This window comes from Arenimonas daejeonensis, assembly GCF_007993735.1.
GTDB lineage: Bacteria > Pseudomonadota > Gammaproteobacteria > Xanthomonadales > Xanthomonadaceae > Arenimonas > Arenimonas daejeonensis.
The window spans coordinates 1,083,064-1,102,969 of sequence record NZ_CP042453.1 but is presented as its reverse complement, the minus strand read 5'-3'; the positions used below and the strand labels follow the sequence as shown (position 1 = coordinate 1,102,969).

Annotated in this window: 18 protein-coding genes and 2 pseudogenes; 10 read left to right on the top strand and 10 right to left on the bottom strand. The window is 69.6% G+C overall.

Annotation, left to right across the window (positions count from 1 at the left end):
* Nucleotides 1–28: 28 nt before the first annotated feature.
* The 9 genes and pseudogenes from FRZ33_RS05225 (at nucleotide 29) to FRZ33_RS05185 (ending at nucleotide 8,999) form a co-directional block, all read left to right on the top strand.
* The gene (locus tag FRZ33_RS05225; RefSeq protein ID WP_146908124.1) at nucleotides 29–721 is read left to right on the top strand and encodes an ABC transporter ATP-binding protein; all 693 of its coding nucleotides are present in this window, start codon (nucleotides 29–31) and stop codon (nucleotides 719–721) included.
* Nucleotides 722–1,356: 635 nt separating this feature from the next.
* Nucleotides 1,357–1,893 carry an ABC transporter permease gene (locus FRZ33_RS05220; protein ID WP_146908122.1) on the top strand — a complete coding sequence of 179 codons (537 nt, stop codon included), beginning with the start codon at nucleotides 1,357–1,359 and terminating at the stop codon, nucleotides 1,891–1,893.
* Between the two features lie 13 nt (nucleotides 1,894–1,906).
* Nucleotides 1,907–3,091: an ABC transporter permease gene (locus FRZ33_RS05215; RefSeq protein ID WP_146908121.1), complete on the top strand. Its 1,185-nt coding sequence runs from the start codon at nucleotides 1,907–1,909 to the stop codon at nucleotides 3,089–3,091.
* Between the two features lie 105 nt (nucleotides 3,092–3,196).
* Nucleotides 3,197–4,088 (top strand): annotated as a pseudogene (gene rarD / locus FRZ33_RS05210) (EamA family transporter RarD); the annotation flags it as partial.
* A gap of 128 nt (nucleotides 4,089–4,216) precedes the next feature.
* On the top strand, nucleotides 4,217–4,657 hold the full coding sequence (locus FRZ33_RS05205) for an iron-sulfur cluster assembly scaffold protein (RefSeq protein ID WP_146908119.1): 441 nt from the start codon (nucleotides 4,217–4,219) through the stop codon (nucleotides 4,655–4,657).
* Nucleotides 4,654–5,673, top strand: a complete 1,020-nt coding sequence (locus FRZ33_RS05200) for an XdhC family protein (RefSeq protein WP_146908117.1) — start codon at nucleotides 4,654–4,656, stop codon at nucleotides 5,671–5,673. Before FRZ33_RS05205 ends, FRZ33_RS05200 begins: the two co-directional genes overlap by 4 nt.
* Nucleotides 5,670–6,326: a nucleotidyltransferase family protein gene (locus FRZ33_RS05195; RefSeq protein WP_146908115.1), complete on the top strand. Its 657-nt coding sequence runs from the start codon at nucleotides 5,670–5,672 to the stop codon at nucleotides 6,324–6,326. Before FRZ33_RS05200 ends, FRZ33_RS05195 begins: the two co-directional genes overlap by 4 nt.
* Entirely contained in the window at nucleotides 6,323–6,778 is a 456-nt protein-coding gene (locus tag FRZ33_RS05190; protein ID WP_146908114.1) for a (2Fe-2S)-binding protein, read from the top strand. Before FRZ33_RS05195 ends, FRZ33_RS05190 begins: the two co-directional genes overlap by 4 nt.
* A 58-nt stretch (nucleotides 6,779–6,836) precedes the next feature.
* Nucleotides 6,837–8,999: a xanthine dehydrogenase family protein molybdopterin-binding subunit gene (locus FRZ33_RS05185; RefSeq protein WP_146908112.1), complete on the top strand. Its 2,163-nt coding sequence runs from the start codon at nucleotides 6,837–6,839 to the stop codon at nucleotides 8,997–8,999.
* Between the two features lie 3 nt (nucleotides 9,000–9,002).
* Here the strand turns inward: FRZ33_RS05185 and yedA are convergent, their stop codons facing one another.
* The 6 genes from yedA to FRZ33_RS05155 all read right to left on the bottom strand — a co-directional run bounded on the left by yedA (nucleotide 9,003) and on the right by FRZ33_RS05155 (nucleotide 15,083).
* A complete protein-coding gene (gene yedA / locus FRZ33_RS05180) occupies nucleotides 9,003–9,890 on the bottom strand; it encodes a drug/metabolite exporter YedA (RefSeq protein ID WP_146908111.1) in 888 nt (295 codons plus the stop codon).
* Nucleotides 9,887–10,747, bottom strand: a complete 861-nt coding sequence (locus FRZ33_RS05175) for a methylated-DNA--[protein]-cysteine S-methyltransferase (RefSeq protein ID WP_146908109.1) — start codon at nucleotides 10,745–10,747, stop codon at nucleotides 9,887–9,889. The genes yedA and FRZ33_RS05175 overlap by 4 nt, the downstream gene beginning before the upstream one ends.
* Before the next feature lie 56 nt (nucleotides 10,748–10,803).
* A complete protein-coding gene (locus FRZ33_RS05170; protein WP_146908107.1) occupies nucleotides 10,804–12,981 on the bottom strand; it encodes a carboxy terminal-processing peptidase in 2,178 nt (725 codons plus the stop codon).
* 106 nt (nucleotides 12,982–13,087) lie between these two features.
* Nucleotides 13,088–14,095 carry a lipoyl synthase gene (gene lipA, locus FRZ33_RS05165; protein ID WP_146908105.1) on the bottom strand — a complete coding sequence of 336 codons (1,008 nt, stop codon included), beginning with the start codon at nucleotides 14,093–14,095 and terminating at the stop codon, nucleotides 13,088–13,090.
* Between the two features lie 14 nt (nucleotides 14,096–14,109).
* On the bottom strand, nucleotides 14,110–14,817 hold the full coding sequence (gene lipB / locus FRZ33_RS05160) for a lipoyl(octanoyl) transferase LipB (protein WP_146908104.1): 708 nt from the start codon (nucleotides 14,815–14,817) through the stop codon (nucleotides 14,110–14,112).
* Nucleotides 14,805–15,083 carry a DUF493 family protein gene (locus FRZ33_RS05155; protein ID WP_146908102.1) on the bottom strand — a complete coding sequence of 93 codons (279 nt, stop codon included), beginning with the start codon at nucleotides 15,081–15,083 and terminating at the stop codon, nucleotides 14,805–14,807. Before FRZ33_RS05155 ends, lipB begins: the two co-directional genes overlap by 13 nt.
* Nucleotides 15,084–15,153: 70 nt before the next feature.
* Between FRZ33_RS05155 and FRZ33_RS05150 the strand changes: the two genes are divergently transcribed.
* A complete protein-coding gene (locus tag FRZ33_RS05150) occupies nucleotides 15,154–15,336 on the top strand; it encodes a hypothetical protein (protein ID WP_146908100.1) in 183 nt (60 codons plus the stop codon).
* Between the two features lie 11 nt (nucleotides 15,337–15,347).
* Here FRZ33_RS05150 and FRZ33_RS05145 read toward each other — a convergent pair whose 3' ends face one another.
* From FRZ33_RS05145 to mltB, 4 genes and pseudogenes are all read right to left on the bottom strand, one after another.
* Nucleotides 15,348–15,959, bottom strand: a complete 612-nt coding sequence (locus FRZ33_RS05145; RefSeq protein WP_146908098.1) for a GGDEF domain-containing protein — start codon at nucleotides 15,957–15,959, stop codon at nucleotides 15,348–15,350.
* A 657-nt stretch (nucleotides 15,960–16,616) separates the two neighbouring features.
* Entirely contained in the window at nucleotides 16,617–17,840 is a 1,224-nt protein-coding gene (locus FRZ33_RS05140) for a D-alanyl-D-alanine carboxypeptidase family protein (protein ID WP_146908097.1), read from the bottom strand.
* A gap of 65 nt (nucleotides 17,841–17,905) precedes the next feature.
* Nucleotides 17,906–18,709, bottom strand: coding sequence for a septal ring lytic transglycosylase RlpA family protein (locus FRZ33_RS17250; protein WP_194163163.1), 804 nt, complete (start codon nucleotides 18,707–18,709; stop codon nucleotides 17,906–17,908).
* A gap of 136 nt (nucleotides 18,710–18,845) precedes the next feature.
* Nucleotides 18,846–19,905 (bottom strand): annotated as a pseudogene (gene mltB / locus FRZ33_RS05130) (lytic murein transglycosylase B).
* Between the last annotated feature and the right edge of the window lies 1 nt (nucleotide 19,906).

Here is a 19,906-nt window from a genome sequence, read left to right as displayed (position 1 = left end):
TTTCCTGCGAACACGCACGAGGCAAGCCATGTCCGAGTCCCTGGTCCAGATCCGATCGCTCACCAAGCACTACACCCGCGGCAAGCAGACGGTCGAGGTGCTGCACGGCATCGACCTCGACATCCCCAAGGGCGATTTCGTCGCGCTGATGGGGCCGTCCGGCTCGGGCAAGACGACGCTGCTGAACCTGATCGGCGGGCTGGACACGCCGACCTCCGGCACCGTGTCGGTCGAAGGCCGCCGCATCGACCAGATGTCGGGCGGAGACCTGGCGGCCTGGCGCGCGCACCACGTCGGCTTCGTGTTCCAGTTCTACAACCTGCTGCCGGTGCTGACGGCGCAGAAGAACGTCGAACTGCCGCTGCTGCTGGCGTCGATGGGTGGCGCCGAACGCACGAAGCGGGCGCAGGTGGCGCTGCAGCTCGTCGGCCTCGGCGATCGCGGCGGCCACAAGCCCAGCGAGCTGTCCGGCGGCCAGGAGCAGCGCGTGGCGATCGCCCGCGCCCTGGTCACCGACCCGACCCTGCTGATCTGCGACGAACCGACCGGCGACCTCGACCGCAAGACGGCCGACGAGATCCTGACCCTGCTGCAGGTGCTCAACCGCGAGCACGGCAAGACGATCGTGATGGTCACCCACGACCCGAAGGCCGCCGAGTTCGCGACGCATACCGTGCACCTCGACAAGGGCCTGCTGGTCGACGCCGTCGCGGCGCACTGAGGACGCCGCCATGACACGCACCGGACTGGTCCTCGCCAACCTCTTCCACCGCAAGACGCGCACGCTGCTGACGATGGGCTGCATCGTGTTCGCGTTCGTACTGTTCGGCCTGCTGCAGGCGGTGAACGTCGTGTTCAGCGGCAGCGGCGACTTCGTCGGAACCACCCGCATCATCACCCAGTCGCGGGTGTCGTTCACCAACTCGCTGCCGATGCGCGTGGTGCCGGAGATCGACGCCATCCCGGGCGTGGAGACCGCGATGTACCAGCAGTGGTTCGGCGGCCTGTCGAAAGTGGACAACACCGAGATCTTCACCTTCGCGGTCGATCCCGAGCGCCTGCACAAGGTCTATCCCGAGTACGTGATGCCGGAGGAACACTGGCGCGCGTTCGCCAACGGCCGCACCGGCGCCATCGTCGGCCGCATGGTCGCCGACAAGTACGGCTGGAAGGTCGGCGACCGCATCCCGCTGTCGTCGACGATCTTCCCGCAGAAGGACGGCAGCAAGGAATGGGCGTTCGACGTGGTCGGCATCTTCGACGGCGTCGACGAGCTGGCAGTCGCAGACCAACGCGATCTACATCAACCACGCCTACTTCGACGAGGCCACGGCCTTCGGAAGGGGCCTGGCCGGCATGTTCGCGATCAAGGTCGAGGACCCGGCGATGGCCGAGGCGGTGGCGCGCACGATCGACAAGCGCTTCGAGAACACCGCCGACGAAACCCGCTCGATGGCCGAGAAGGACTTCATGGTCAACTTCCTCAAGCAGCTCGGCGACATCGGCATGATGGTGCGCTGGATACTGTTCGCGGTGTTCTTCACCCTGCTGCTGGTGGTCGCCAACACGATGGCGCAGAGCGTGCGCGAGCGCATTCCGCAATACGCGGTGCTCAAGACCCTGGGCTTCACCGACAACGCGGTGCTGGCCTTCGTGCTGGCCGAGACGCTGGCGCTGTGTGCGATCGGCGGGCTGCTCGGGCTCGGCATCTCGGCGATGCTCAGCCAGGGCATCAGTGCCAACTCCGGCGGCTTCCTGCCGCCGATCATCGTCGGCGCCGAGGTCTGGATCGCCGGTCTGGTCGCGATCGTCGTGCTGAGCCTCGCGGTCGGCCTGCTGCCGGCGCTGCGCGCGCGCCGCCTGCGCATCGTCGACGCCCTCGCCGGCCGCTGAAAGGAGAACCCCGATGATCAAGCAGATCCTCGCAATCACCCAGATGAACCTGCGCAGCGTGCCGCAGCGCTGGGGCGCCTCGCTGGTGATCGTCATCGGCCTGGCCGGTGTGGTCGCGGTGTTCACCGCGCTGCTGGCGATGGCCAACGGCTTCGCCTCCACCCTGGTCGAGGCCGGTCGGCCGGACAATGCGATCGTGCTGCGCGGCCAGTCCGGCGCCGAGCTCAACTCCGGGTTCGGCGGCGATTCCACCGACCTGATCAAGCTCGGCCCCGGCATCCGCAAGGGCAAGGACGGGAGGCCGCTGGCCGCCGGCGAGATCATGGTGATCTCCGAACTGCCGAGGAAAGACGATCCCGCCGCGGTCGCCAATGTCACCCTGCGCGGCGTCGAGGCGGCGTCATTCGAACTGCGTCCGCAGCTTGAAGTGGTCGAAGGCCGGCGCTTCGAGCCGGGCAAGCGCGAAATGATCGTCGGCACCGGTGTCGCCGGCCAGTTCGGCGGCGTGCAGGTCGGGCAGACGATCCGCATGCGCAACTCGGACTGGGCCGTGGTCGGCCGCTTCCAGTCGGGCGACGCCAACGACAGCGAGATGTGGGTGGACCTGGGCACCGCGCAGTCGGCCTTCAACCGTGGCAATGCGGTCAGTTCGGTGCGCGTCGGGCTGGAATCGCCGGCGGCGATCGAAACACTGCGCGCGGCCCTGACGGCCGATCCGCGGCTGGCGGTGGACGTCACCGCCGAACCGGTCTACTACAGCGCGCAGACCAAGGGCGTGCGCGAGACGATCATGGGCCTGGCGGTGGTGGTCACCCTGATCATGGGCCTTGGCGCCATCTTCGCGGCGCTGAACACGATGTACGCGGCAGTGTCCACTCGGACCCGCGAGATCGCCACGCTGCGTGCGATCGGTTTCGGCGGCATGCCGGTGCTGGCTTCGGTGATGGTCGAGGCGGTGCTGCTGTCCCTGGTCGGCGGCGTGGTCGGCGCGGTGATCGCCTACCTGTTGTTCAACGGACTGTCGGTGTCGACCCTGAGCCAGGCCAGCTTCACCCAGGTGGTGTTCGAGTTCGCGGTGACGCCGTCGCTGGTCCTGACCGGTCTGGTGATCGCCATGATCATCGGCTTCATCGGCGGCCTGCTGCCGGCGATCCGCGCCGCGCGCATGCAGGTGACCACGGCGCTGCGCACGCAGTAGACCGCTGTTCCCGGCACGGGAAACCGTGCCGGGCCGGCGCACACACCGTTGCAGGCATGACGGCCGCAACGAGCGGATAATCCCGCGGCCTGCCCCGGAGCCGCCGTGAACCCCACCCCCGCCATCGACCGCAAGGGCCTGAGCGCCGCGATCGCGTCCTACGTGCTGTGGGGCGTGTTCCCGCTCTATTGGTACCTGCTCAAGCACGTGCCCTCGATGCAGATCATCGCCCACCGCATCGTCTGGTGCGCGCTGTTCGTGGTCGGTTACCTGCTGCTTCGCGAAGGCACCGCCTGGCTGCGCGAATCGCTGACGCGACCGAAGGTCGGCCGGCTGCTGCTGGCCAGCAGCCTGCTGATCAGCTTCAACTGGGGCATCTACATCTGGGCGGTGACGCACGGCCGCGTGGTCGAGGCCAGCCTGGGCTATTTCATCAACCCGCTGGTGAACGTGCTGATCGGCGTGCTGGTGCTGCGCGAACGCCTGAACGCCGCGCAGTGGGCGGCGGTGGGCATCGCGGCGCTGGGCGTGCTGTGGCTGGCCTTCCAGCACGGCGAGCCGCCTGGATATCGCTGGCGCTGGCTTTCAGCTTCGCCATCTACGGGCTGATCCGCAAAGTGGCGCACGTGGATGCGATCCCGGGGCTGGCGATCGAGAGCCTGATCCTGCTGGTGCCGGCGCTGGCGTGGCTGGTGTGGGCGCAGGTGCAGGGGGTGGGGCGTTTGGAAACAGCGGGTGGGGCAGTGATGCGCTCCTTGTGTTCGGCGGTGCCCTGACTGCACTGCCACTCATTGGCTTCGCCTACGGCGCGCGCCGCATTCCTTATTCGCTGGTCGGCATCCTGCAGTACATCGCGCCGACCCTGCAGCTGCTCAGTGGCGTGTGGCTGCTGGGCGAGGCCTTCACTTCTACCCAGGCGGTCGGTTTCGGTGCGATCTGGTTCGCGCTGGCGATCTACGCCGCCGATGGCTGGCGGCGTTCGCGCCAGCAGCCGGTGCAGGCCGCGCTGGAACACTGCGACGAACAGGTGCCGCCCTGCGACGGCGCCACGCCGCCCAAGGAAGCCGATCGGCCGGCCTGAATCCGGCTTGCCGCCTGCGCGGGGGCGTGCCCTAATCGTCCGGCATGACGACGACTGACGCCTTCGCCGCCCTATACCGCGATCTGGTGCTCGACCATGGCCACGCGCCGCGTCATGGCGGCAGCCTGCCCGGGGCCACGCATCGGGCCGAAGCCAGCAACCCGCTGTGCGGTGATCGTGTCGTGCTCGAGTTCGACCTCGACGCGCAGGGCCGCGTGCGTGAACTGCGCCACCGCACCGAAGGCTGCCTGCTCTGCACCGCCTCGGCTTCGCTGATGGCCTGCGACGTGCCGGGCCGCGATGCCGGCGCCGTGGTGGCGCGTCTGCAAGCCCTGCGTGACGGCATCACGCGCGGCGACGGTGACGGCCTGCACGATCTGGGCGCGCTGGCCGGCGTCTCCGCGCACCCGGCCCGGCACCGCTGCGTGCTGCTGCCCCAGGAGGCGCTGCTGTCCGCACTCTCGCCTTCGCGGAACGCCTCATGAGCCAGACCGGCGGCAACCGCGGCGTGCTCGAACGTGCCCGGCTCCTGCGGCACGAAGGCCATGCTTTCGCACTGGCCCTGGTCACCGACACCGAAGGCTCGACCTACCGCAAACCCGGCGCCCTGGCGCTGGTCGCGGACGACGGTTCGCGCCTGGGTACGCTGTCCGGCGGCTGCCTGGAGCCGGCGCTCGACCTCTTGGCCCGTCGTGCACTCGATGAAGACCGGCCGCAAGTCGGGGTGTTCGACACACTGGGCGACGACGACCTGCTGTTCGGCTCGGGTTCCGGCTGCCGTGGCCGCATGCGCGTCGTGGCCTGGCCGGTGCGGCCCGATGCGCCGCATCCGCTGTTCGAAGCCCTGTTGGCTGCGCAGTCGGGCGGACAGGCGTTGGAGCTGGCGGTGCACGTGGACGCGGACTCGTCGGGGCAAGGCCAAGCCTGGTTCGGCCATGAACGTTTCAGCTTCGGTTTGCCGTCCGATCCCGACGTTGCGGGTTGGCCCACAGGTCTGCATGCGTCCGGCGGACGCCTGATCGCCCGCCTGCACGTGCGGCCACCGCCGCGGCTGCTGCTGATCGGCGGCGGTCCCGAAGCCCCGGCCCTGCTGCGCCTGGCGCGCACGCTGGGCTGGTACAGCGCGGTGGGTGACCACCGCCCGGGCCTGCTCGATCCCACCCGGCTGGCCGATGCCGACGCCCTGACCTGCGCCCGCCCGGCCGCGGTGCTGGCATCCGGATCGCTGCCACCCGACGCCGTGCTGGTGATGACGCACCTGGCCAGCGCCGACCTGGAAGCGCTGCGCGCGCTGGCCATGCTGCCCGTCGCCTACGTCGGCCTGCTCGGCCCGCCCGGCCGGCGCGACGAACTGCTGGCGATGCTCGATGACGAGACACGCGCACGACTCAAGCCGCGACTGCGTGCTCCGGTGGGCCTGCCGCTCGGCGGCGAGGGCCCGGAAGCCATCGCCCTGGCGATCGCCGCCGACCTGCAGCGGTTTTTCCACGGCGGCCCGTGAATACCCCGCGCCACGCGCTGGTACTGCTGGCGGCGGGCGCCTCGCGCCGGCTCGGGCAACCCAAGCAGCTGCTGCGGATCGGGGGCGAAACGCTGCTGCATCGCGCCGCACGTTTTGGACTGGCAACAGCGCCCGCACAGGCGATCCTGGTGCTTGGCGCGCAGGCCGACATGATCGCGCCCGCCGCCGACGGACTGGCGGTGCAGCGGGTTCATTGTCCCGACTGGGAAGAAGGACTCGGCGCCTCATTGCGTGCCGGGCTCGCGGCGGTGTCCACGCCATGTGAAGGCGCGCTGGTGCTGCTGTGCGACCAGCCGGCGCTGGGCGCCGCACATCTCGAAACGCTGGTTGCCGCCTGGCGGCGCGACCCGACCCGCGCCACCGCCAGTGCCTATGCCGGCGTGCTGGGTGTGCCGGCGCTGCTGCCGCGCGCCTGGTTCGACGTGTTGTCCCATGTCACCGGCGACCGCGGCGCCCGCGACCTGCTGCGCGAGCGTACCGACCAGGTCACGGCCGTACCGGCACCGTCCCTGTCCGAGGACATCGATCACCCGGGCGACCTGTCCTTACGCTTCGCCGAAAGTCGGCTTGGAACTGAAAAAAGCAGGAGTAGTCTCGGGACCTTGACTAGCCGCCGCGAGGTCGACCGATGAAGCTTTCCGTGAATGGGGCAGAACACGAAGTCGACGCGCCGGAGGACATGCCCCTGCTCTGGGTGCTGCGCGACCTGATGGGGCTCACCGGCACTAAGTTCGGCTGCGGCCTCGCGCAATGTGGCGCCTGCACCGTGCACGTGGACGGGTCGCCGCTGCGCAGCTGCGTGACGCCGGTCGGCGCGATCGCCGGCAAGACCATCACCACCATCGAAGGCCTGTCGGCCGACGGCAGCCACCCGGTGCAGAAGGCCTGGGCCGAGCTTGATGTCGTGCAGTGTGGCTACTGCCAGTCCGGCCAGATCATGGCCGCGGCGGCGCTGCTCACCGTCGTCAACAATCCCGACGACGCCCAGATCGACGCCGCGCTCAGCGGCAACCTCTGTCGCTGCGGCACCTATCCGCGCATCCGCGCGGCGGTGCACCGCGCCGCCGAAATCGCCAAGGCCTGACATCCGCGCGCCCGCGCTGGCCGCGGGCGTCGTCATTCCAGTTCCACGGAGGTCCACCGTGAACGTCGAAAACGTCTCCCGCCGCAAGTTCCTCACGTCCAGCGCACTGATCGGCGGCGGCCTGGTGGTCGCCTTCGTGGTGCCGGGCGCGAACAAGTTCGCGTTCGCGCAGGAACCCGCCGCGGCCGCCGGTGCCGGCTTCGTGCCCAACGCTTTCCTGCGCATCGGCGCCGACGACAGCGTCACCGTGCTGCTGGCGCATTCGGAAATGGGCCAGGGCATCTGGACCACGCTGCCGATGCTGATCGCCGAAGAACTCGACGCCGACTGGTCGAAGATCCGGGTCGAACACGCGCCGGCCGCCCCGGTCTATGCGCATACGGCCTACGGCATGCAGATGACCGGCGGCTCCACCACCACGTGGTCCGAGTTCGAGCGCTACCGCACCGCCGGCGCCACCGCGCGCGCCCTGCTGGTGCAGGCGGCGGCCACCCGCTTCGGCGTGCCGGTGGCGGACTGCCGTACCGGGAATGGTGAAGTCTTCGCCGGCGACCAGCGCGCCCGCTACGGCGAGCTGGCCGACGATGCCGGCAAGCTGGCCGCACCGGCGCAGGTCGCACTCAAGGACCCGAAGGACTGGAAGCTGATCGGCAAGGCCACCAAGCGCCTGGACACGCCGGAGAAGATCACCGGCAAGGCGATCTTCGGCATGGACGTGCAGTTCGAAGGCCTGCTCACCGCACTGGTGGAGCGCTCGCCCGTGTTCGGGGGCAGCGTGAAGTCCTTCGATGACAGCGCCGCCAAGGCGGTGCCTGGCGTGCGCCACGTGGTGCAGGTGCCCAGCGGCGTGGCCGTGGTCGCCGACCACTTCTGGGCGGCAAAGCAGGGCCGCGATGCGCTGAAGGTGGAATGGGATCTGGGACCGCAGGCCGGTCTCAATTCGACCGCCATGCGCACCGAGTTCGCGCGCCTTGCCGGCACCGATGGCCTCACGGTCGCGAACGCGGGCGACGCCCGCGGAAAGCTCGCGGCCGGCGGCAAGCGGCTGGAGGCCGAATACGTCGTGCCGTACCTGGCGCACGCGGCAATGGAACCGCTCAATTGCACCGTGAAGATCGCCGCCGACGGCTGCGATGTCTGGACCGGCACCCAGTTCCAGACGATGGACCAGGGTGTGACTGCGCAGATCACTGGGCTCAAGCCCGAGCAGGTGCGCATCCACACGACCTTCCTGGGTGGCGGTTTCGGCCGGCGCGCGACGCCCTCGTCCGACTTCGTCGCCGAAGCGGTGCACGTGGCGAAGGCGGCGGGCGCGCCGGTGAAGACCGTCTGGACACGCGAGGACGATACCCGCGGCGGCTACTACCGGCCGATGTACCTGCAGCGCGCACGCATCGCGCTGGACGCCGCCGGGTTGCCGGCGGCCTGGGACCATGTGTTGGTCGGCCAATCGATCCTGATCGGCTCGCCCTTCGAGGCGGCGATGGTCAAGAACGGCATCGATGCGACCTCGATCGAGGGCGTCGCCGACTCCCCTTATCTGAAGGCTGTGCCCGACCATCGCGTCGACCTGCATTCGCCGCAGACCGGCATCCCGGTGCTGTGGTGGCGTTCGGTCGGCCACAGCTACAACGCCTTCGTGATGGAAAGCCTGGTGGACGAACTGGCCGCGGCCGCGGGCCAGGATCCGCTCGAATACCGGCGCACGCTGCTCAAGGACCACCCGCGGCACCTGGGCGCGCTCAATCTGGCCGCCGAAAAGTCCGGATGGGGCACGCCCTTGCCGGAAGGCCGCGCGCGCGGCATCGCCGTACACGAATCGTTCGGCAGCTTCGTCGCGCAGGTCGCGGAAGTGTCGGTCGAGAATGGCCGCATCCGCGTGCACCGCGTCGTGTGCGCGCTCGATTGCGGCGTGGCCGTCAACCCGGGTTCGATCGCCGCACAGATCGATTCCGGCGTGGCCTTCGGGCTCGGCGCGGCGTTGCACAGCCGGCTTTCCTTCAAGGACGGCCGCGTGCAGGAATCGAACTACCACGACTACCGCGTGCTGAGGCTCAACGAGATGCCGGTGGTGGAAACCCACATCGTGCCCAGCACCGAACGCCCCGGTGGCGTCGGCGAACCCGGCACGCCGCCGATCGCGCCCGCCGTCGCCAACGCCGTGTTCGCGCTCACCGGCCAGCGCCTGCGCGAACTGCCGCTGCAGCTGGCCGCAGGATGAAGCTCAGGCCACCCGCGCCTTGGCGCGGGTGATGATCACCACGCCGGCCAGGATCACCGCCATCGCACCGATGGCGTCCAGGCCCACGCGTTCGTGCAGCAGCAGCGCGCCCAGCAGCACCGCGATCGGCGGATTGACGTAGGCGTAGCTGGTGGCCAGCGCCGGCCGCACGTGGTGCAGCAGCCAGACATAGGCGCTGAAGCCGATGATCGAACCGAAGGCGGCGAGATAGCCCACCGCCAGCGTCGCCTTGAGCGGCGGCACTTCGGTGATGCGCTCGCCGATCAGCAGACCCAGCACGCCCATCGCCACGCCGCCGCACAACATCTGCGCGGCCGTGCTCATGAACGGCGCCGGCAGGTCGCGGCCGCGGCTCCACACCGAGCCCCAGGCCCAGGCGACCGGCGCCAGCAGCAGCGCGATCATGCCGACCAGGCTGGCGCGGATCTCGCCATCGAAATTCAGCCAGACCACGCCCAGGAAACCGATCACCAGTCCCAGCCATTCGCCGCGGCTGGGGTGCTGGCCGCGCAACACGCCGAACAAACCGGCCCACAGCGGCATCGAAGCCACCGCGACCGCGGCCAGGCCCGAGGACACCGTCTGTTCGGCCACGTTCACCAGGCCATTGCCCAGCAGCATCATGAACAGGCCCATCACCGCCGCGTTTTTCCACTGCGCGCACGTGGGCGGCGCATGGCCGCGCCAACGCAGGAAGGCATAGAACACCAGGCTGGCGGCGATGAAACGCAGGCTGCCCATCAGGAACGGCGGGTAACCTTCCAGCCCGACGCGGATGGCGAGATAGGTCGAGCCCCAGACGAGATAGACCGATGCCAGCGCCAGGCCAACCGCCAGGGCCGTCGGAGCCGCCACTTTGTTCGGGCTCATGCCTGCTTTTTGTCCCGATCACGACGCCGGGATTCCGCCGCCAGCAAAGCCTGCTTGCGCGGCAGGCCCCAGCGATAACCGCCGGGCGCACCGTCGCTGCGGATCACGCGGTGGCAGGGCACCAGCACCGCGACGCGGTTGCCGGCGCAGGCGCGCGCGACGGCGCGGGTGGCACGCGGCGCGCCGAGTTCGGCGGCTAGTTCGGAATAGCTGCGCGTCTCGCCGGCGGGGATGCGCATCAAGGCCGCCCACACCCGTTGCTGGAAGGCGGTGCCGATCAGTTCCACCGGCACCTGGCCCTGCTTCTGCGCCAGCGCGTCGGCGACCGCGCGCAGGCGCGGCGCCAGGAAGTCGTCGCGGCCGCTGTCCACGCGCTGAAGCTCGGCACGCGGGAATTCCTCGTGCAGTTCGCGCTCCAGCACCGCCGCATCGTCGCCCAGCGACACCGCGCAGATGCCACGTTCGGTGGCCGCGACCAGCGCCTGGCCGAGGGCGGTGTCCACCAGCGACCAGCGGATCTGCAGCCCTTCGCCGCCGCGGCGGTAAGCCAGTGGCGCCATGCCCAGGCGTGCGGCACCGTCTTCATAGACGCGGCTGGGCGAACCGTAACCGGCGTCGTACAGGGCCTGGGTCACGGCCTGCCCGGCGCGCAGTCCGCGCTTGAGTGTTTTCAGGCGGCGCTGGGCGCGGTATTCGGCCGGGCTCAGGCCGAACTGTTCCCGGAACTTGCGCTGCAGGTGGCTGGGGCTGAGGCCAACGGCGGCGCCCAGCGCGGCCAGGCCCAGGTCGTCCTGGTCCAGCAGTCGGCGGGCGTGGTCGAGGCGGCGGTCGGGGGTGGCGATGGCGAGGCTGTCCATGCGCCCAGACTAGCCGGCGCCCGAGGGCACCGGCTATCCGGAAGTTGCGGAGTTGTCTATTCCGCCCAGACGGTCGGTTCGCGCGTTATCGGCAGCACCTGGGCGGTGAGCTGGCGGTCGGCCGACAGCAGGTCGAGTGCGTCGGCCAGGATCGCCGCGGACTCGCGCAGCAGCGGGTCGGGACGGTTCTTGGCCGCCTCTTCCTCGGCCGCCTGCTGGGCGACGCTGCGCTCGCTGTAGGTCAGGCCGTCGTCGTCGCGCGAGGTGATCTCGTCCACGGCCAGGCCCGCGGCCTTGCGCTCGGCCTCGCGCTGCTTGCGTTCGGCGGCCAGGCGGTCGCGTTCGGCGGCACGCTCGGCTTCGTTGAGCGAAATCACCTTCTTGTCGCGTTCGGCGCGGAACTGCGCCACGTCCTCGGCCCACCACTTGAACTCGCGGTCGGTCGCCACGCGTGCCTTGTGCTGCGCCAGCAGCTGCGGCTTGAGCGCGGCCAGGTTGCCCAGGTTGCCGTGCGGTGCCTGGGCGATGCGGCTGGACGGCAGCGCGTTGTCGTAGGTGCTTTCGCCGTATTCGCTGGCGTCCAGGCTGACCGGGAACTCCAGGTCGGGCAACACGCCGGCGTGCTGGGTGGTGCCGCCGTCCACGCGGAAGAACTGCGCCACGGTCAGCTTGACCTGGCCGAACTTGGCGTCGTCCTTGCGCGGGAAACGGTCGAGGTCGATCAGGCTCTGCACCGTGCCCTTGCCGAAGGTCGGCTCGCCGATGATCAGGCCGCGGCCGTAGTCCTGGATGGCGGCGGCGAAGATCTCGGACGCCGAGGCGGAGCTGCGGTTGACCAGCACGGCCAGCGGACCGTCCCAGGCCACGCCGTTCATGTCGTCGGATTCCACGCTGACGCGGCCGCCGGTTTCGCGCACCTGCACCACCGGGCCCTGGTCGATGAACAGGCCGGTGAGCTCGACGGCTTCCAGCAGCGAACCGCCGCCGTTGTCGCGCAGGTCCACCACCACGCCGTCCACCTTCTCGGCGCGCAGTTCGCGCAGCAGCTTGGCGACGTCGGCAGTGGCCGAACGGGCGTTCTTGTCGCCGCGGCGGCGGGCGTCGAAGTCCAGGTAGAAGGTCGGCAGCTCGACCACGCCGATGCGGCGGTCGCCGATTTCGATCACGCGCTTCTGTGCGGCCTGTTCTTCCAACTTCACCTTGTCGCGCACGATGCTGATCTGCTGCGGCTTGGCGTCGGTGCCGGCTTCGGCGGCCAGCACGTCCAGGCGCACCCGGGTGCCCTTCTTGCCGCGGATCAGCGCCACCACGTCGTCGATGCGCCAGCCCACCACGTCCACCATCGGACCGCTGCCGCCCTGGCCGACCGCGACCACCCGGTCGCCGACCTTGAGCTGGCCGCCGCTGCCGGCCGGACCACCCGGCACGATGGTGCGGATGACCACGAATTCGTCCTGGCGCTGCAGCACGGCACCGATGCCCTCGAGCGAGAGCCGCATCTGCATGTTGAAGTTCTCGGCGCTGCGCGGCGCCATGTAGCTGGTGTGCGGGTCGATCGAACTGGCATAGGCGTTCATGAACGACTCGAACACGTCGTCGCCGCGCAGTTCGTGCACGCGCTCGCCCAGGCCGGCGTAGCGCTTGTCCAGGGTCTTGCGGATCTCGTCCTGGCTGCGGCCCGCGAGCTTGAGCCGCAGCGCGTCGTTCTTGACGTACTTGCGCCAGGCTTCGTCCAGTTCGGCGCTGCTGCCGGCCCAGGCCGCATCTTCGCGGTCGTAGTTCCAGGTCTCCGCGCCGCTGAAGTCGAAAGGCTTGGCCAGCAGGCGGCGCGCGTAGGCCACGCGCTCGTCCACGCGCTGCAGGTAGACCTTGAAGATTTCGTAGGCCGGGTCGAGCTGCTGGTTCTTGATCGCGTCGTCGTGGCGGGTGCGGTAGGCCTCGAAACGGGTGATGTCGGCCTGGGTGAAGAACAGCTTCTGGCTGTCCAGCGATTCCAGGTAACGGCGGTGGATCTCGCCCGAGAGCTGGTCGTCCAGCGGCTTGGCGCGGTAGACGTAGCGGCTGTCGGAAAGGATGCCGTAGACCAGCCGGGCTGCCGCCGCCTGTTCGGCGTTGGGGCGGAGCTCTTCCAGCGTGGTCGCGGCACTGCCGCCAGGCGGTGGCGCGGAGCTGGCGGCCACGGCCAGGGCCAGCGGCAGGGCGGCGGAGAGGGCGATCAGCTTGTGCTTGAGCATGGGGGCGGTCCGGGAATCAGGGGGTCAGCTTGCTCCCCCGGGGCGGCGGGGCCTGTGCCGATAGTGCTATCGAAAACGTGCGCCCCGAGCATACCCCCGCCCTTGTTCAGGCGGGGTCAGCGACGAAGCCGGCTTCAGCCGCCATTCGGTCGGCGTGGTAGGACGAACGCACCATCGGGCCGGAGGCGACGTGGGTGAAGCCCATGGCCAGGCCTTCGACCTCGAGCGCCTTGAATTGTTCCGGGGTCCAGTACTCCATCACCGGATGGTGGTGCGGCGTGGGCTGCAGGTACTGGCCGATGGTGACCATGTCCACGTCGTGCGCACGCAGGTCGCGCAGGGCGCCCAGCACCTGGTCCCAGGTCTCGCCCAGGCCCAGCATGATGCCGCTCTTGGTCGGCACGTCCGGATGCTGGGCCTTGAAGCGCTGCAGCAGCTGCAGCGACCAGTCGTAGTCGGCGCCCGGGCGCACGTTCGGGTACAGCTCGCGCACCGTTTCCAGGTTGTGGTTGAACACGTCCGGCGGCGCGGTGGCCAGGATTTCCAGCGCGCGGTCCATTCGGCCCTTGCCGCGGAAATCCGGGGTCAGGATCTCGATCTTCAACGTGGGCGACAGCGCACGCGCCTCGCGGATGCAGTCGGCGAAATGCTGGGCGCCGCCGTCGCGCAGGTCGTCACGGTCCACCGAAGTGATCACGACATAACGAAGACCCATGTCGGCGACCGTGCGGGCCAGGCTGGCCGGCTCGTTGGCGTCGGGCGGCTTGGGCCGGCCGTGGGCGACGTCGCAGAAGCTGCAGCGGCGGGTGCAGACCTCGCCCAGGATCATGAAGGTGGCGGTGCCGTGGCTGAAGCACTCGTGGATGTTCGGGCAGCTGGCCTCTTCGCAGACCGTGACCAGGCGGTTCTCGCGCAGCTTGGACTTCAGCTTCGCGACCGCGTTGCCGGCCGGAATGCGGACCCGGATCCAGCTCGGCTTGCGCAGGATCGGCGCATTTTCGTCGAACTTGACCGGGCTCTTGCCGATCTTGTCGCCACCCAGCTGTTTCGCGCCCTCGACCAGGGGCGAACCCAGCACCTGCAGCGGGATGGTCTTGGTGGCGGGATCGGACATGGCGTCGGGACGGCTCAGGCGGGAGGGGTCAGGTCGGGCGGATCGAGGGTGAACCGGGGGCGCAGGCCCAGTTGGCGGGACAGGGCCGCGACCAGTGCCGGCTTGAGCACGGCCGGGTCGCCGGGGCCGCCCAAGTCTAGCACCGAGGTCACTTCCAGCCCCTGGAAACCGCAGGGATTGATGCGCCGGAACGGCTCCAGGTCCATGGCCACGTTGAAGGCCAGCCCGTGGAAACTGCAGCCGCGCCGGACCCGCAGTCCCAGCGCCATCACCTTGGCGCCGTCCACGTAGATGCCGGGCGCGCCATCCTTTCGGGCGGCGGCGATGCCCTGCTCCGCCAGCACGTCGATCACGGCCTGTTCGATCCGGCAGACCAGTTCACGCACGCCCAGGCCCAGCCGGCGCAGGTCCACCAGCGGGTAGGCGACGATCTGGCCGGGGCCGTGGTAGGTCACCTGGCCGCCGCGATCCACGTTGATGACCGGGATGTCGCCGGGAGCCAGCACGTGCTCGGGCTTGCCCGCCTGGCCGAGCGTGAACACGGGGTCATGTTCGACCAGCCAGAGTTCGTCCTCGGTGTCGGGGCCGCGGGCATCGGTGAGCCGCTGCATGGCGCGCCAGACCGGTTCATAGGGCTGGCGGCCGAGCTCGCGCACGGTCCAGCCGCGGGATACGGCAGGCACGGTCTGCGGACCCGCCGGGCAGGCGGCTACAGCGTCCACTTCACCGCCGGGTGCTCGCGCAGCGCGCCGTGCGCGGCGTCGTAGTCCTCGCGCGAATGCGCCTCGAAGACCAGGGTCACGGACACGTAATTGCCCTTGGCCGACGGCTTGATGCGGGTGCGGTCGGGATACACGGTCAGGCCCAGGGCCTCAAGAATCATCGGCATCACCAGATGCAGGTCGGCCTCGGCCGAACCCATGGCGCTGATCTCGAAGACGCCCGGAAACTGGAAGCCGTGTTCGGGGTTGTCGGACTGGATGCTCATGGCCGTCATTATGGGGGCGCGGGGCGGACACCCCAAGCCCGCCCGGGCCGCCTTGGGATAGGCTGAGCGCATGTTCAAACTCATCGGCGTACTGGTGGCCCTGTACACCGCCCTGGCGGTGCTGCGTGGCGAGGTGTTCGCCAAACACCGGGCCTGGGGCCAGACCGTGCGGCGCGACGAACGACCGCGCTATTTCTGGGCCGTGATCGGCGTCTACAGCCTGCTCGCCCTGGCCCTGTTCTTCGTGTTCTGAATGCCGGCGCCTCAGGCGCCGTCCACGCGCACCCGGTCACGGCCCTCGCTTTTCGCGCGATACATGGCGCGATCGGCGGCTCGATAGAGGTCGGCGCCGTCGCTGGCCGACAGGACATCCGGGCCCGCCACGCCGATGCTCACCGAAACACTGATCGGCCCCTCGCGCAGCTGCAGCGGCCGCTCGGCCAGGCTGCGGCGGAAGGCCTCGGCGATACCCGCCGCCTCGCCGGCGGACACGCCGGGCAGCAGCACCGCGAATTCCTCGCCACCCAGCCGGGCCAGGTGCGCATCCGCTGAAACGAACAGCTCGCGCATGCGCTCGGCAAAACGCGCCAGGCAAGCGTCGCCGGCTTCGTGGCCCTGTTCGTCGTTGATGCGCTTGAAGTGGTCGATGTCGAGCACGAGCAAGGTCAGCGGCGTGCGGTCCCGCTGCGCCTCGGCCGAACGCCGTTCGAGCACGCCGGCGAAATGCCGGCGATTGGCCAGCCCGGTCAGCGGGTCGGTGCGGCTGAGCTGTTCGTACAGGTCGCGCTGGCGGCGCAGCGCTTCGTCCATGTCCAGCCGATGCTCGTATTCGCGGTGGCTGCGGAACAGGATGGACACCACATAGACCAGGTACACACGCCATCGTCAGCGCCGTCGCGGTGGCGTCGTCGTCCCGCGCCAGCAGCAGCGGCGCCGGCAGGTAGATCAGGGCGATGCCCAACAGGGCGCGCGACCGGCGCATGCTGAAGTTGTGCGCGTAGGCGGTGGCGTAGGCGATCGAACACAGCAGCGCCGCCGGGCGCGCCGGCGCGAACGCCGGATCCACCAGCGCCCAGACCATCACCCCACCCCACAGCGCCGCGGTCGTCAGCACCACCGCCCACTGCCGGTCCAGCCAGGCCTGCTGCGTGGCGGCGGGCTCACCGGCGGTCGGCGCCTTCATCACGACGCGCAATGTGGCCAGCACGATGAACGCGGCGGCGATGGTGCCGCCCAACAACGGGTGCCGTGAATAGACCGAGGCGAACCCGCCGACCACGGCCCAGCCGGCGAGATAGAACAACCCGCCCAAGACCACACGCTGGCGCGTGTCCCCCACTTCACGGACCAGGCGCAGGCGCGCGTCTTCCCCACCGCCAACACTCATCGGACATGCCCCCCTGCATGCGTCGCCGGCGGCTGCGGAGCCGGCGATCCGGGCGATTCTGGCATGGCGGCGCGCCGCTGCACGACCCGGAATGAAAAAGGGCCGGCAATTGCCGACCCCTTCACGGTTTCGCCCGCGGTGGTGGCTTATTCGCCTTCCCACCACAGCCAGAAGTCGTCGTTCATGCGGCTGAAGAAGCCGCCCTCGGCGACATCGGCCAGCGCGACCAGCGGACGTTCGGCCACCACCTTGCCGTCCAGCGACAGGCGCACGGTGCCGATCTGCTGGCCCTTCTTGATCGGCGCCAGCAGTTGCTTCGGCACGTCCATGCTGGGCTTGAGTTCCGCGTAGCGGCCGCGTGGCACGGTCACCCGCAGCGGCTCGGCCACGCCCAGCGCGATGTTCTCGACCTCGCCGCGCCACAGGCGCTGGTCGGCGATCCTGGTGCCGGCTTCGTAGACGCTGTGGGTCTCGAAGAACCGGAAGCCCCAGTTCAGCAGCGCCAGGTTGCCTTCCTCGCGCAGCTTGAAGCCTTCGCTGCGGCTGGTGGTGTCGATGCCCAGCACCACCGAGATCAGGCGCTGGTCGCCGCGCTTGGCCGAAGCGGCCAGGCAGTAGCCGGCCGCCGAGGTGTGGCCGGTCTTGAGGCCATCCACGCTGGCGTCCTTCCACAGCAGGCCGTTGCGGTTCCACTGCTGGATGCCGTTGTAGGTGAATTCCTTGATCTTGTAGAGCGCGTAGTGCTCGGGGAACTGGCTGATCAGCGCGCGCGAGAGCACGGCGATGTCGCGCGCCGTCATCACATGGCCGGGTGCCGACAGGCCGTGCGCGTTCTCGAAGTGCGAACCGGTCATGCCCAGGCGCTCGGCATAGCGGTTCATCAGGTCCACGAAGGCGGCCTCGCTGCCGGCCACGTGTTCGGCCAGGGCAATCGCGGCGTCGTTGCCGGACTGGATCACCAGGCCGTGCAGCACGTCGTCGAGCTTGACCTCGGTATTGATCGCCAGCGCGCTGTAGCTGCCGTCGGTGCCGGCGCCGCCGGAACGCCAGGCGTTCTCGCTGATGCGCACCTTGTCGTCGGCGGTGATCTTGCCCGCCGCCATCTCGGCGGCGACCACGTAGGAGGTCATCACCTTGGTGATGCTGGCCGGCTCGAGCGGCTGGTCGATGTTCTCGCCGGCCAGTACCTGGCCGCTGATGTCGTCCATCAGGATCCAGGCCTTGGCCTGGGCCGGCACCGGGGCTTCCGGCGTCGGGGCGGCGGGCGCTGCCGCGGGGGCCGGGGCCTCCGGCTGCGGCACGGGTGCCTGGGCGAGGGCGGCGCTGGCGAGGAAGGCCAGCGCGAGAGGCAGGAAACGGGAAACGGACATCCGGAAAGTGCTCCAAATCAGGGCGGGCGCAGGCGCCGGCCGGTAGGAAGGGGTAATGCTAGACCCTATTCGCTGAATACTCGCGGGCTGGGCAGGCCGAGGCGGCGCAGGCGCTCGAGCACGCCAGCCACCTTGTTCGGTGCGACCGGTCCGACGCGCACCCGCCAGATCTTGTCGCCGTCGACCCGCACGTCCTCGATCTCGACATCATCGATGCCGGCATCCTCGAGCTGCCCGGCGATGCGCCTGGCATTGTCGCGCTCGCGATAGGCACCGACCTGCACGATCTGCCGGCCGGTGTATGACGGCGATGGCGCGGAAACCGCCGCTGCGGCGGGCGCGCCGGTGTCGGCGCCACCGTCCAGCGCGCGCACCTCGACCTTGGCCGTGCCGGTGCGGTCCACGCCCAGCTTCACCGCCGCCGCGTAGCTGAGGTCGATGATGCGGCCGGCATGGAAGGGCCCGCGGTCGTTCACCCGCACCACCACGCTGCGGCCGTTGTCGAGGTTGGTGACGCGCACGTAGCTGGGCAGCGGCAGGGTCTTGTGCGCGGCGCTGTAGCTGCACATGTCGTAGACCTCGCGGCTGGACGTCTGCCGGCCGTGGAATTTCTGCCCGTACCAGGAGGCGATGCCGCGCTCGTGATAACCGTCGGCGCGCGGCAGCACGCGGTAGCTCTTGCCCAGCACCGTGTAGGGCGATCGGTTGCCGTAGGCCGAGGGCGGTTCGGCGCGTGGCACGGGTTCGGCGATGCCGCTGATGTCGAGCGCATGTTCGGGGGCGCTGTCGCGCACGCCTGGCGCATAGAGGCCGCCGGGCGTGTAATCCTCGTCGCGGTGTTCGCGCACCTGCAGGCAGGCAGGCGGCACGCTGGAGGCCGGCGTACCGGCCTGGGCCGCTTCACGTGGCGCGTCGGCGCGCGGTTCGGACGCGACGGGGAAGGTTTCACCGGCTTGTCGGCGCAGCCCGCGAGCAGCGCCAGCGCGAGCAGTCCCGGGTGCAGCCTCATGGGGCGGCGGTGGACACCGCGCCCGCGGCGATCTCGCGGGAAAGCTGGTACACCGCCATCGCGTACATCGGCGAGCGGTTGTAGCGGGTGATGGCGTAGAAGTTCCGGAACCCGAGCCAGTACTCGGTGCCTTCGTTGCCTTCAAAGGTCACCAGCGTGGCGGCGAGGTCGTGGCCCTGTGCTTCGGTCGGGCGATACCCCTTGGCGCCGATCTCGGCCAGGCTGTACTTGGCTTCCAGCGTGTCGGGCACGAACGGCGCGACGCCGTCGGCGGCGATGGCGCGTGCGACGACGGGCTCGTCCTTCTGCCAGCCGTGGGCGACGAAATAGTTCGCGACCGAGGCAAAAACGTCGGGCAAGGAGTTGAACAGGTCGCGGCGGCCGTCGCCGTCGCCGTCGCGCGCGTAGGCGCGGTAGCTCGAGGGCATGAACTGGCCGTAGCCCATCGCGCCGGCGTAGCTGCCCTTGAGCGCGGCGAGATCGAGTTTTTCTTCCTTCGCCAGCAGCATCACCTGCGCCAGCTCGTCGCGGAAGAACCTGCCGCGCATCGTCTCGCGCTCGACCTTGGCCGGGTCGCCGCTGACGGGATAGAAAAAGCCCAATGTGTACAGCGCATCGAGCACGCGGTAGCTGCCGGTGTTGCCGCCGTAGCTGGTTTCGACGCCGATGATGGCGACGATCATTTCCGCCGGCACGCCGGTGTCGGCGGCGACCTGGTCCAGGTTGGCACGATGGCGGGCCAGGAAGGCCTGTCCGTCGCTGATGCGACGATCGGTGATGAAGATCGGCCGATAGTGTTTCCACGGCTTCACCGCCTCGGCCGGGCGCGACATCGCGTCCACGATGCTCTGGCGGTATTCGGACTGCGCCAGCCAGCCTTCGATCTCGTCCGGGGCCAGGCCGTATTTTTCCGCAGCCTCGGCAACGAAGGCGCTGCGCACGGCGGCGTCCGGCGCGGGCTGGGCGAAGGCGATGCCAGCGACCAGGGCCAGCAGCGGCGCGAGCAGTCGGAAACGGGTTCGGGGCATGGGTTTGTTCGGGTCCGGGATGCGGCAAT